12 protein-coding genes are annotated in these 12,587 nt (G+C 47.5%); all 12 read right to left on the bottom strand.

Going from position 1 to position 12,587, the window contains the following annotated elements:
* Positions 1-20: 20 nt before the first annotated feature.
* The 12 genes from lpxB to tsf all read right to left on the bottom strand — a co-directional run bounded on the left by lpxB (position 21) and on the right by tsf (position 12,542).
* On the bottom strand, positions 21-1,184 hold the full coding sequence (gene lpxB, locus KDM87_RS05870; RefSeq protein ID WP_329604901.1) for a lipid-A-disaccharide synthase: 1,164 nt from the start codon (positions 1,182-1,184) through the stop codon (positions 21-23).
* An 8-nt stretch (positions 1,185-1,192) separates the two neighbouring features.
* A complete protein-coding gene (gene lpxA / locus KDM87_RS05865; RefSeq protein ID WP_212678678.1) occupies positions 1,193-1,984 on the bottom strand; it encodes an acyl-ACP--UDP-N-acetylglucosamine O-acyltransferase in 792 nt (263 codons plus the stop codon).
* Complete coding sequence (gene fabZ / locus KDM87_RS05860; protein WP_186885340.1) at positions 1,981-2,442, bottom strand: 3-hydroxyacyl-ACP dehydratase FabZ; 462 nt, start codon at positions 2,440-2,442, stop codon at positions 1,981-1,983. The genes lpxA and fabZ overlap by 4 nt, the downstream gene beginning before the upstream one ends.
* The gene (lpxD, locus tag KDM87_RS05855; protein ID WP_212678207.1) at positions 2,439-3,500 is read right to left on the bottom strand and encodes a UDP-3-O-(3-hydroxymyristoyl)glucosamine N-acyltransferase; all 1,062 of its coding nucleotides are present in this window, start codon (positions 3,498-3,500) and stop codon (positions 2,439-2,441) included. Before lpxD ends, fabZ begins: the two co-directional genes overlap by 4 nt.
* 3 nt (positions 3,501-3,503) lie before the next feature.
* Positions 3,504-3,980 carry an OmpH/Skp family outer membrane protein gene (locus tag KDM87_RS05850; RefSeq protein ID WP_212678677.1) on the bottom strand — a complete coding sequence of 159 codons (477 nt, stop codon included), beginning with the start codon at positions 3,978-3,980 and terminating at the stop codon, positions 3,504-3,506.
* Between the two features lie 78 nt (positions 3,981-4,058).
* Entirely contained in the window at positions 4,059-6,407 is a 2,349-nt protein-coding gene (gene bamA, locus KDM87_RS05845) for an outer membrane protein assembly factor BamA (protein ID WP_212678206.1), read from the bottom strand.
* Positions 6,408-6,477: 70 nt separating this feature from the next.
* Positions 6,478-7,845 (bottom strand): RIP metalloprotease RseP, encoded by a 1,368-nt coding sequence (gene rseP, locus KDM87_RS05840; RefSeq protein ID WP_212678205.1) that lies wholly within the window; start codon positions 7,843-7,845, stop codon positions 6,478-6,480.
* Positions 7,842-9,023: a 1-deoxy-D-xylulose-5-phosphate reductoisomerase gene (gene ispC, locus KDM87_RS05835; RefSeq protein ID WP_212678204.1), complete on the bottom strand. Its 1,182-nt coding sequence runs from the start codon at positions 9,021-9,023 to the stop codon at positions 7,842-7,844. Before ispC ends, rseP begins: the two co-directional genes overlap by 4 nt.
* Before the next feature lie 4 nt (positions 9,024-9,027).
* Positions 9,028-9,846, bottom strand: a complete 819-nt coding sequence (locus tag KDM87_RS05830; RefSeq protein WP_212678203.1) for a phosphatidate cytidylyltransferase — start codon at positions 9,844-9,846, stop codon at positions 9,028-9,030.
* Positions 9,847-10,142: 296 nt separating this feature from the next.
* A complete protein-coding gene (gene frr / locus KDM87_RS05825) occupies positions 10,143-10,703 on the bottom strand; it encodes a ribosome recycling factor (RefSeq protein WP_186885346.1) in 561 nt (186 codons plus the stop codon).
* Positions 10,704-10,787: 84 nt separating this feature from the next.
* The gene (gene pyrH, locus KDM87_RS05820; RefSeq protein WP_186885347.1) at positions 10,788-11,504 is read right to left on the bottom strand and encodes a UMP kinase; all 717 of its coding nucleotides are present in this window, start codon (positions 11,502-11,504) and stop codon (positions 10,788-10,790) included.
* A 156-nt stretch (positions 11,505-11,660) separates the two neighbouring features.
* Entirely contained in the window at positions 11,661-12,542 is an 882-nt protein-coding gene (tsf, locus tag KDM87_RS05815; protein WP_212678202.1) for a translation elongation factor Ts, read from the bottom strand.
* Positions 12,543-12,587: the final 45 nt, after the last annotated feature.

The following is a 12,587-nucleotide window of genomic DNA, read 5'->3' as shown; positions in this document are numbered from 1 at the left end:
TCAGCAAGAGATAGCCGCTTTCAGCGGCGTGCGATCACGTCTAATACTGCTTGTGCCGAGATATTGGCAGTATCCCGCAATAAACTGTGATGCATCGCGGTGAATCTGTCTTTCAGATTCTTTTGCATGTTGTCGTCATTGAGTTGCTGCCAGATCGCATCTGCCATCGCTTCCGGCGTGGCGGCAGATTGCAGAAACTCGGGAACCACAAATTCTTTTTCCAGTATATTCGGCAAACCAACCCAGGGCTGACAGCCCATGTGCTTCAGTATCTGCCATGATGCTTCCATCATTTTGTATGCGATCACCATCGGCTTCTTGAATAAGGCGACTTCCAAAGACGCTGTGCCCGAGGCGACCAGTACCGCATCCGCAGCTGCAATTGCCGTATGCGAGCGGCCATCAATCAATAAAATCGGCACACCTTCCAGGCGCGCGGCGACCACCAGTTTGATGTAATAACTGCGCTGTTTATTACCCGCCATCGGCACCACGATCTGTAAATTCGGATCGCGTTGTATCAGTATTTTGGCAGCGCCGATAAATGCTTCGGTGTTGTATTTAATTTCAGAAATACGGCTACCTGGCAGAATGGCGACGACCTTAAATCGAGGATCCAGACCAAGCTCTTCACGTGCCGCGGCAGTATCAATTTCCATAGGAATGACCTGAGCCAGCGGATGCCCGACATACGTCACAGGAATGCCTGCATCGCGATAAATCTGCTCTTCAAACGGAAAAATTACCAGCATGTGAGATACCGCTTCGGCAATTTTCTTAATGCGGCCACCACGCCATGCCCAGATCGACGGACCGATGTAATGAATCGTGGGAATACCTGCTTGCTTTAACTGGATTTCGAGATCCAGATTAAAGTCAGGCGCATCCACACCAATGAAAACATCAGGCTTTTCTGCGAGTAACTGCTGCTTCAGATTTTTACGTATGCCGCTGATTTCACGATAGTGCATCAGCACTTCAAACAAACCGCGTACTGACAGCTTATCCATCGGCCAGTCGTTGACAAAGCCCTGCTCTGCCATACGCGGCCCACCGATGCCATGCATCAGCGCATCAGGTAAGCGCGGCCGCAAACCAGATAATAAGCGGGCAGCCAGCATGTCACCGGAGGTTTCCCCGGCGACCATAGAGATGATAGGACGTGATGCTGCTGAAAGTGACACAGTGTTCCTTAGCGCACGATGCCACGCGTTGAGGCATCAAGAAAATCGCGCATCAGTTTTACCTGTGCTGCCGCATCTGCACCAAGGCTCAACATTTGCTCATCCAGTGCTGCTTTAGATTCTTCCAGCGTCAGCCCGGATTTATAAATCAGCTTGTATGATTGGCGGATTGCATTGAGCTGATCGCGACTGAAACCTCGGCGCTTCAGTCCTTCGAGATTAACGCCGTGCGCTTGTGCCGGATTACCGGACAACAGGACAAATGGCGGTACATCCTGCGTCAGGCTGGTATTCATACCAACGAATGCGTGCGGTCCGATTTTGCAAAACTGGTGAACTGCAGAAAAACCGCTCATGATGACCCAGTCACCGATTTCAACGTGACCTGCCAGTGCGGCGTTATTTGAGAAAATAGTGTGATTACCGACCGTGCAGTCATGCGCGATATGCACATAGGCAAGGAACCAGTTATCGCTGCCGACTCTGGTAATACCTCTATCCTGCACTGTTCCGCAATTGAATGTGCAGAACTCACGAATCAGATTGCGGTCACCGATTTCAAGATAAGTGACTTCCCCCGCATATTTCTTGTCTTGCGGTGGACCACCGATAGATGAAAACGAGTGAAAGTGATTATCTTTGCCTATCGTTGTATGTCCATCGATCACCACATGTGCAGCGATTTTTGTCCCCGCACCAATACTGACATGGGGGCCAATAATAGCGTATGCACCAACCTCAACTGTGCTGTCAAGGTTTGCCTTGGGATCAACCAGCGCTGTTGGATGAATAGCCATTATTTCTCCGTTGCGTCGTCAGTCGTACGCATGGTGCACATCAGCTCGCCTTCAAGTGCTAGCTGACCATCAACCGTACCTTTGGCTTTATATTTCCAGATGCCGCGCGCCACTTTCAGAATTTCCACTTCCATTTTCAACTGATCACCGGGTTCAACCGGACGTTTAAAACGCGCACCGTCGATACCGAGGAAATACACAATGGTTTTTTCGTCGGGCTTCTGACCCATCGTCAGAAATGACAATATCGCTGCGGTTTGTGCGAGGGCTTCTATCATCAGAACGCCAGGCATGACTGGTTTGTTCGGGAAGTGACCGTTAAAAAATTCCTCATTTGCTGTCACATTTTTGATCGCAGTAATGCTCTTGCCGAGTTCCCAATCCAATACGCGATCGACCAATAACATTGGATAGCGATGCGGCAGATATTCTTTGATTTCGTTAATGTTCAGTGTGTTCATGATGATTTCTCAGTCAATGTTTTAATTGTTTTTTCAAGTTGGCGAATTTTTTCGCGCATACCGGAAAGATTGCGGACAATCGCCGCCGTTTTTTCCCAGTCTGCATTCTTTGCCAATGGATAGAAACCAGTATATTGTCCTGGTTCCATAATTGAGCGGGATACCATACTGCCGGAAGAGATATGGACGTTATCGACAATCGTTAAATGTCCCAGCACCATCGCTGCACCACCAAAGGTGCAATGCTTACCAATTTTCGCGCTGCCGGCGACACCGACACAACCTGCCATTGCAGTGTGTTCACCGATGTGGCAGTTGTGACCGATCTGAATCTGGTTATCCAGTTTGACGCCATTTTCTATGATGGTGTCGGCCAGCGCACCACGATCAATGCTGGTGTTGGCACCAATTTCGACGTCATCGCCAATCAATACCCGGCCGGTTTGTGGAATTTTGATCCAGGCGCCACGCTCATTCGCAAAACCAAAACCATCGGCACCTATCACCGCACCCGAATGGATAATCGCGCGTTGCCCTATCACGCAATAATCATAAATACTGACATTGGCATGAATTAAGGAGCCATCACCGATCGTGACGCCACGACCGATACTGGTACCGGCCTCAATCACAACGGCGTCGCCAATAATTGCCTCAGCGTCGATGCTGACATGCGGGCCGATACTGGCGGTGGGCGAAATAAGCGCATGTGGACTGACCCAGGCGCTTGGATGTATTCCTAACACTGGCAGAATCGCTGTCAACGAAGCAAAATACTGCGCAGCGCGGGCAAAATAAACATAAGGGTTAGCGGTAATAATGCACGCGCCCTTATAGTCTGCTGCGATCTGAGCATGATCTGCTTCAGTCACAATCAAAGCTGCCGCGTTGGTCGCTGCAGCTTGCTGCCTGAATTTGGAATTGGAAAGAAACGTGATATGCGTATGATTGGCATCACTCAGCGGAGCGATACCAACCACAACGATATCTGGAGAACCAATTAATTGACCACCGAAGCGATCGACCAATTCCCCCAGCCGAGTGCTCGTGGTGGTCATAACTTATTTGGCGAGCGCTTTGAGAACCTTATCGGTTATGTCAACGCGTGGATTGTAAAAAACAGCGTCTTGTAAAACGATGTCATATTTTTCTGCTTCGGCGATTTGCTTGACGACTTTGTAGGCACGATCAACTAAAGAGGCAATCTCTTCGTTCTTACGCTGATTCAGATCTTCATTAAAAATACGCTGTTTGCGCTTGAAGTCCTGATCCAGATCGGTCAGCTCACGTTGGCGTTTGATACGGTCGGACTCAGATAAAACTGCAGAGTCTTTATCCAGTCTGTCCGCCATTGCCTTAATTTTCGTCGCCAGATCTTGCAGATCTTTACCGCGCTTGGAAAACTCTTGCTCTATCTTGGCTTCCGCGGCTTTCGCTGGTGCCGATTCACGTATCACCCGCTGCGAATCAAAAATGGCGACCCTGGAATCCTGCGCATGAACTTGAGCAACGCCGACGAAGCAAGCCGCACAAATCATCAAGCGTTGGAACAATTTGGACGGGGTAATATGTTGACTCAAAATAATCTCCGTAACACAAACTTATGTAAATCTAAATTAGAAACCTGTACCCATCTGGAACTGGAAGGCTTGTTTCTTATCATCCGGTTTCGCATTTAAAGCGCGGCCAAAGCTAAGTTTCAAAGGACCCACCGGAGATATCCAGCTTATACCGATACCCGCACCGAAGCGCAAATCACTCGTGCGCATTTTTTGACCTTCATCAAATACCTGGCCACCGTCGATGAACGTAAACCAGCGCAGGGACTTATCCGCACCAGGGAATGGAATCTGCAATTCTACATTACCCAGCAAGCGGCTGGCACCACCAGTGGAGTTATTACTTGCATCTTTGGTTCCCAAGGATGAAGGTTCATAACCCCGCACTGAACCAATACCGCCAGCATAGAAGTTTTTAAATACCGGATAAGGGTTTCCACCCAAGCCGTGACCGTAGTCAAATTCCCCATTCAGTGCCAGTGTCACAGAGCGGTAAATCGGTTTGAAATACTGCGCATTATAAATGGCACGATAGTATTTAAAATTACCGATCGCAGCAACTTCCAGATTGGCGCGCTGATAACGTCCAATCGTCGGTGTCAGTACGCTATCGCGACTATCTCTCTGCCATGCAATCGTCAACGGGAAAGAATTCGTCGTCGCGGTTCCAACGCCATAGTCAAGGGCAGTCTGATCCTTGGTGCCATTTCCGTAATTAGCAACATATTTTTTATATGTATTCGGACTGGTGAAGTCTGTTTCAACCTTCGTTCGCTCAAAGCCCATGCCAAAAAATACGGTATCGACTTCAGAGAATGGAACACCAAAGCGTAAATTACCGCCAGTTGTCTGAATTTTGTAGTAATACGCGCTACCAATCAACGGGTTCGTTGTTCTCATATACGCATCCACACTACGACTGATACCATCATCAGTAAAGTATGGATCCAGATGCGAAACAGCTACGGTACGATATTGTCGGCTGGTATTAATTTCTAAACCTATCGTGTCACCGCTACCAAAAACGTTGGCCTGTTGAATTGCACCGGACAACGTCAGTTTTTCTGCGCTGGAATAACCTGCGCCGAATGTCAGATTGCCGGTTGGTTTTTCAGTCACAGACAAATTCACATCGACCTGATCCGCACTGGTTGCCACTTCCGGCGTTTCCAATTTGACGTCGCCAAAATAACCGAGGCGTTCAACACGGTCACGTGAGGCTTTAATTTTCTCGCCGTCGTACCAGGAGCTTTCAAACTGACGGAACTCACGACGAATAACCTCGTCACGTGTCCGCGTGTTACCGGCAAGGTTAATACGGCGAACATAGACACGCTTGCCACCATCAACAAAAACGGTGAAGGCAACTTCTTTCTTTTCCTTATCCAGAATCGGGTTTGCATTTACGTTCGCAAATGCGTAACCGAAGTTCCCCATACGTTCGGAAATCCGTTTAGTGCTTTCTGTCAGACGCGCCGCATTATAAATGTCGCCCTTTTTGAGTAACATCAGCGAAGCGAGTTCATCTTCGCGCCCGAACATGTCACCTTCGAGCTTGATATTGGAAATAGTATATTTATCACCTTCGGTCAGGTTGATCGTGATGTAAATATCTTTTTTATCGGGAGTAATCGAAATCTGCGTCGAGAGTATCTGCATCTCAAGATAGCCGCGATTCTGATAGAACGAACGTAAGGTTTCGATATCGCCGGACAATTTTTGTTTGGAGTACTGATCGGCTTTGGTGTACCACGAGAACCATGTCGGCGTATTCAATGCCATCAGGTCTCTTAATTCGCCATCTGAAAACGCTTTATTGCCGATGATTTTAATTTGTGCGATCTTGGCGATCTCACCTTCATCTACCGCAAAAGTCACTTTAACGCGATTTCGTTCGATTGGCGTAATCGTGGTCGTAATTTGCATGCCGTATAAGCCTTTCGACAAATACTGGCGCTTTAATTCTTGCTCGGCACGGTCAACCGTTGCTTTATCAAAAATCCGCGTTTCGCCGATGCCAATATCTTTCAACGCTTTTACCAGGGCATCTTTTTCAAATTCTTTTGTCCCTGTGAATTCAACGCCTGCAATGGTCGGACGTTCATCAAGCAAAACGACCAACACGCCGTCTTGCTCTTCGATTTGAATATCTTTAAAAAAACCGGTCGCATATAAAGATTTGATCGCAGTCGTACTTTTAGCGTCATCAAACACTTCACCGACTTTAACTGGCAGATAGCTGAATACCGTACCTGCTTCTGTTCTTTGCAAACCTTCAACGCGAATATCTTTTACTGTGAAAGGTTGTATCGCGAATGCGCTGCCGGAACATACAGCGAGCGCGGCCAGAGCCATAGAATGAAGACGAAATTTTGGCAAAGTGAAATGCTCGATATGTAATTTCATTGGGTATAAAGTTCTTTCAATACTCTCAATATGGCGATCAGAATTGAGTTTTTTATCATCAAGCTGACTATTATGACATTAGTCGGGCTATATCATTAAAAAATGCAACTGCCATGATTGCCATCAGCAATGCTACTCCGGCACGTTGTGCAATTTCAGCAAAGCGTTCAGACACTGGCTTGCCCGTCAAAACTTCCAGCGAATAATACAACAAATGGCCGCCGTCTAGCACAGGAATAGGCAGCAAATTCATGACTCCGAGGCTGATACTAATGAGTGCCATAAAGCTGAGATAACTGATCAGTCCAATTCTTGATGTCTGGCCGGCATAATCAGCAATGGTCAGCGGGCCGGTAATGTTTTTCAAAGAAACCTCTCCGACGACCATTTTCCACAGCATTTTGATGCTAACGATGCTGGTATCCCAGGTTTTTTGTACACTCTTTCCTATCGATGCAATCAGACTTGTCTGCACAACTGTCATTTCTGGTGCCAGCATCATCTGAATTTTTAAACGCCCGATTTTTGTTCCATTTACCTCATCAGCAACTGGCGTGGCTACGACATCAATTTCATCATTGTTGCGCTTGATATGCAGAGTCAGGCGCTGCCCGGCAGAAGCATTGACCTTTTCCGTGAATGCCAGACCATCGAGCACAGGCTCATTATTAATGCTCAATATCTGGTCACCCTTTTTCAGTCCGGCGAGACTGGCCGGACCATCTGGCAGGATGTCACCGAGTATTGCAGGCGGACGCGCCAAGGAAAATCCAAGCTGCGACATAAAGTCACCCTCAAGATCCAGACTATTCAGTTGCTTGAGCGGCAATTCGATGACGCGCCGGACTTGCTGATCCGGCTGATCAGTGAAAGCACGAACAACAGAAATTTCAGCATTATTTTTTTCCAGTGCACGCTGCATTAATTCCCAGTGCACTTCGCTCCAACTCTGTATCGCTTTTCCGTTGATGTCGGAAATCACATCGCCGTGACGTAAGCCAGATTGATAAGCAACTGAAGTGGCGGATGGAACGCGAATTTTTGCGACCGGCTCAGGTATTCCGTAGACAAACAACGCTGAATACAAAATGATCGCCAGAATAAAATTCGCCACAGGGCCGGCGGCAACAATGACGATACGCTTCCAGACAGATTGGCGGCAAAATTCCCTTGGCAAGTCTTCAGGAGGAATTTCCGCCACGTCCTGCTCGCGGGAATCCAGCATCTTTACATAACCACCCAACGGAAGCAGTGATATCGCCCATTCGGTCTGATCTTTACCGAGCTTACGGGAGAAAATTACACGCCCCATACCGACAGAGAAACGCAATACTTTGACGCCACACAAACGTGCGGCCATGTAGTGCCCCAGCTCATGTATCGTCACCAGTGTGCCGAGTGTGACAATAAATGCGAGAATAGTCTGAATCAATTTCATTGCATCACTATCGTTTGGGCAACCGCACGCGCTTCTGCATCGACCGCCAGAATACCGTCAAGATCAGTCACTGGGGTGACAGCGATTTTATCCATGCATGCTGCGATCAGTTGATCTATCGCGCGGAAACCGATTTTTCCGTCTAAAAATGCTTGGACAGCAATCTCATTACTTGCGTTCAATATCGTCGGTGCAGAGCCACCTGTTTTCAGTGCCTGATACGCGAGCGACAAGCAGGGAAAGCGCGCAAAATCCGGCGCCTCAAAATTGAGCTTGGAGACTTTTACAAGATCTAACGGTGATACGCCAGAGGCGATGCGTTCGGGATAGGCTAATCCGTAGGCAATAGGAGTACGCATATCCGGGTTTCCTAGTTGCGCCAGCACAGAGCCGTCGTTATAAGAGACCATGGAGTGAATGACGCTTTGCGGATGAATCACGACTTCGATCATATCCGCAGGCGCCGAAAACAGCCAGTGCGCCTCAATGACTTCCAAGCCTTTGTTCATCATGGTCGCTGAATCGATAGAGATTTTTCTCCCCATCACCCAGTTTGGATGCGCGATTGCCTGTTCTGGCGTGACGTCAGTCAGAGTCGCAATATCGCGATGCAAAAACGGTCCGCCTGATGCGGTCAACAGGATTTTGCTGACGCCATGTTGTTCAGCCTGACCATCGTAATGCCGCGGTAAGCACTGGAATATCGCATTGTGTTCGCTATCAATCGGCAACAGAGCCGCTCCGCTTTTCCTGATCGCATCCATAAACAGGTTGCCGGACATCACCAGCGCTTCCTTATTTGCGAGCATGACTTTTTTACCGGCACGCGCGGCAGCCAGCGAAGCCGGCAAACCAGCCGCACCGACAATCGCCGCCATCACACTGTTGCACTCCGGTGACGACGCCACCTCACACAAAGCTTCAGGCCCGTATTGGATTTGTATCTGGCTTAAATTTTTTTCTGCGAGCAAATGCCGTAATGCATCTGCTGCATCGGCAGAACCCACAACAACAACTTGCGGCTGAAATTGGGAACATTGGGCTGCGAGTTTTTCTATCTGCGTATGCGCCGTCAATGCAAATACCTGATAACGATCCGGGTGTCTGGCAATCACATCCAGAGTGGAAACACCGATAGATCCCGTGGATCCTAAAATACAAATACGCTGTAAACTCATACTATTAACGCCATAAATCCAGAAGAACAGCCAGCGGCAACACGGGAATCAATGCATCAATTCTATCGAGTACGCCGCCATGGCCAGGTAAGAGATTGCTACTGTCTTTCATGCCAACCCGTCGCTTCAACATGGATTCAAATAAATCGCCGACAACACTTGCGGCGCAAAGCAAACTCATCACACAGAAAAAAACTAACCAGCCTTTGCGCAGAAAAATCTGTACCGCGAATGTGTCTTGCAGTGCCGGAATATAAACAGAGCCTGCAGACAACAAGAGTACCGCCACGCCGCCGCCAATAGCCCCTTCCCAGGATTTTCCGGGAGAAATAGATGGTGCGAGCTTGTGTTTCCCAAATGCTTTTCCTGAAAAATATGCGCCGATATCCGCGATCCAGACGATCACCATAACGGAGAGCAGATAAAGTGGCGACACCTTGAATAACACGGCAATCGCGATAAAGCATCCAAAAATAACGATGCCGTACAGCGTACTCAGAATGCCATTTGAGAATCCGAATTCAGGCGGCAAGCCCTTGGCCAGCAACGGCACCAGTCGCAACAACCAGAAGGCGACACACAAGGCAAATAATAATGGCGTAGAAAAGCTATCAAGATGAAATAAGAGATAAGCAAAGAAGGCAGCCCACCCCGCCGCCATTAGCAAAGGCAGCGGTTTTTTAAATAAACGCTGACACTCCCAGATCGCAGCACCAAAGAAGGCGACCACGATCGCCGAAAAAGCGAGGAAATTTCCTGAATACAAAACCGGCAACAAAATGGCCAGCAAAATCAACGCGGTAATAACGCGGGTTTTCAACATCAATGACTCTCTGTCTGATTAGGTTGTGCTGCACTGAATCAAAAATATGGGCGACCAATCGTTTCTTGCCCCTGCGGCAGAGTATAAACGGTTTTATCCGGCATATTCATAATTGCCCTCGCCGCAATAGCGGACACATAAAGACCAGATAATTGAGAAATAAAGCCCTCAGGACACATAAAAAAAACTACCGCCAACTCCAATCTCAACAAAGAAAGGAGTCAGAAGTAGTTTTACTTACAGCTTGTTCAAAATCTGAGCCAAAAAAAACTAGAAAATGTGACTGAGTGAATGGCTTAAACCGTCAACACTTCTTTTTCTTTTTCAGCCAATAACTTATCGACTTCAGCAACAAATTTGTCTGTCAGCTTTTGAATATCATCTTGTGCACGACGCTCATCATCTTCAGAACATTCTTTTTCCTTGAGCATTTTTTTTAAAGATTCATTGGCATCACGACGGATATTACGAATAGCGATTTTTGCGCCCTCGCCTTCAGTCTTCACCAATTTCACCATTTCTTTACGACGTTCTTCTGTCAATGGTGGTGTTGGCACACGAATCATATCGCCCTGGCTTGATGGATTCAGACCAAGATCGGAATCACGAATTGCTTTTTCTATCGTGCTCAGCATTTTCTTTTCCCACGGCTGAACACCGATTGTGCGTGCGTCAATCAGCGTTACGTTAGCAACCTGAGTGATATTTGTCGGGGAACCATAGTAATCAACCATCACGTGATCCAGAATGCCTGTATGTGCACGGCCTGTACGAACTTTCGACAAGTCTGCTTTCAGAGTCTCAATCGACTTCTGCATTCTCTGGTCACTATTTTTTTTAACGTCTGCTACGCTCATACTGCCCTCCTGTACATCAATTCTCAGTCTTTAAAAAGCAAAAGACCCTTATCAAAATTAAACCAGTCAATCAAAAACGCTGCATTATACGTGGACAAGTGTGCCTTCGTCTTCACCCATAATGACATTCTTTAAAGCACCAGGCTTAACAATAGAGAATACTTTGATTGGCAATTTCTGATCGCGGCAAAGTGCAAATGCGGTTGCATCCATTACCTGCAGATGACGTGAGATGGCTTCGTCAAATGAAATAGTGGAAAAACGTGTCGCAGTTGGATCTTTTTTCGGATCTGCAGTATAGACACCATCAACCTTCGTCGCCTTCAAAACGATTTCAGCACCGATTTCAGAGCCGCGTAAGGCAGCAGCAGTATCGGTAGTAAAGAAGGGATTGCCAGTACCTGCCGCGAACACAATTACCTTGCCTTCTTCCAGATATTGCAATGCTTTAGGGCGAACATAAGGCTCGACCACCTGATCAATTGCGATTGCTGACATGACACGCGCAGTCACCCCGGCCTGACGCATCGCATCCGCTAACGCCAAGGCATTCATTACTGTTGCAAGCATCCCCATATAATCGGCGGTGGCACGATCCATACCTTGCGCACCTGGAGCAACGCCACGGAATATATTGCCGCCACCGATGACGATAGCAAGCTCGACACCTAAGCGGGATATTTCTGCAACATCCGCCACCATACGTTCAATCGTGGCACGGTTAATGCCAAATGAATCATCGCCCATGAGGGCTTCGCCAGAGAGCTTCAAGAGCACGCGCTTGTAAGCAGGTTTTGTCATGATAGGACTCCTTCTGGAAAGTTAAGAAATTAAATTAATACAGGCAATCATTTGGTTTACTCACATTTGAAGTGACATCCAAACCAAATAACCCTAAGCCTACTTTTCTGAGCTTAAAAAAACGGGCCTTTCGGCCCGTTTTTTTATTACGCCTGATTACGCTTGTTTTGCCGCAGCTACTTGAGCTGCCACTTCTGCCGCGAAATCATCCACTTTTTTCTCGATGCCTTCACCAACAACAAACATCGTGAATGCTTTCACATTCGCACCAACTGATTTGAGCATTTGCTCCACAGTTTGCTTGTCGTTTTTAACGAAAGGTTGATTGAACAAAGAAACTTCTTTGAGGAACTTCTGTACAGAACCTTCTACCATTTTTTCAACGATATCCGCTGGCTTGCCAGATTCTGCTGCTTTCTGAGAAGCAACTGAACGTTCTTTTTCGATCAATTCCGCAGGTACTTGTTCTGTCGACAAAGCAACTGGTTTCATCGCAGCAATATGCATTGCTACGTCTTTACCAACTTGTTCATCAGCGCCTTCAAATTCAACAACAACACCGATACGTGTGCCGTGCAGATAAGAAGTCAGCTTCGCTGGCGTTTCAAAACGTGAAAAACGACGGAAGGACATGTTTTCACCGATTTTACCAACCAGCGCTGCACGAACTTCTTCTACTGTCTTGCCGTCGAGTGGTAATGCGCCCAAAGCAGCTACGTCAGCTGGATTGTGCTCAGCGATCAACTTAGCGCAAGTGTTAGCCAATGCGATGAAGTCATCATTTTTTGTAACGAAGTCTGTTTCGCAGTTAACTTCGATCAGAGCACCGACGTTACCGGAAATGTAAGAAGCAACCACACCTTCTGCAGTAACGCGGGAAGAAGCTTTAGATGCTTTGCTGCCCAGTTTTACACGCAGAATCTCTTCTGCACGATCCATATCACCATCAGCTTCTGTCAAAGCTTTTTTGCATTCCATCATTGGCGCATCTGTCTTTGCGCGCAAAGCACCAACCATCGCTGCTGTAATCGCTGCCATGTCATTCTCCTAAATCGGTAGTGCTATTCAGCACTGATCATCAAA

Source organism: Cognatundibacterium rivi (assembly GCF_018139565.1).
GTDB classification, from domain to species: Bacteria; Pseudomonadota; Gammaproteobacteria; order Burkholderiales; family Burkholderiaceae_D; genus Undibacterium; species Undibacterium rivi.
This window is presented reverse-complemented; position numbering and strand designations above follow the sequence as displayed.

Excerpts from the sequence above, each read along its gene's own strand:
- KDM87_RS05850 (WP_212678677.1), bottom strand. The coding sequence starts at position 3,980 with ATGATTTGTGCGGCTTGCTTCGTCGGCGTTGCTCAAGTTCATGCGCAG.
- tsf (WP_212678202.1), bottom strand. The coding sequence starts at position 12,542 with ATGGCAGCGATTACAGCAGCGATGGTTGGTGCTTTGCGCGCAAAGACA.
- frr (WP_186885346.1), bottom strand. The coding sequence starts at position 10,703 with ATGAGCGTAGCAGACGTTAAAAAAAATAGTGACCAGAGAATGCAGAAG.
- ispC (WP_212678204.1), bottom strand. The coding sequence starts at position 9,023 with ATGAGTTTACAGCGTATTTGTATTTTAGGATCCACGGGATCTATCGGT.
- lpxD (WP_212678207.1), bottom strand. The coding sequence starts at position 3,500 with ATGACCACCACGAGCACTCGGCTGGGGGAATTGGTCGATCGCTTCGGT.
- pyrH (WP_186885347.1), bottom strand. The coding sequence starts at position 11,504 with ATGACAAAACCTGCTTACAAGCGCGTGCTCTTGAAGCTCTCTGGCGAA.
- rseP (WP_212678205.1), bottom strand. The coding sequence starts at position 7,845 with ATGAAATTGATTCAGACTATTCTCGCATTTATTGTCACACTCGGCACA.
- KDM87_RS05830 (WP_212678203.1), bottom strand. The coding sequence starts at position 9,846 with ATGTTGAAAACCCGCGTTATTACCGCGTTGATTTTGCTGGCCATTTTG.
- fabZ (WP_186885340.1), bottom strand. The coding sequence starts at position 2,442 with ATGAACACACTGAACATTAACGAAATCAAAGAATATCTGCCGCATCGC.
- bamA (WP_212678206.1), bottom strand. The coding sequence starts at position 6,407 with ATGAAATTACATATCGAGCATTTCACTTTGCCAAAATTTCGTCTTCAT.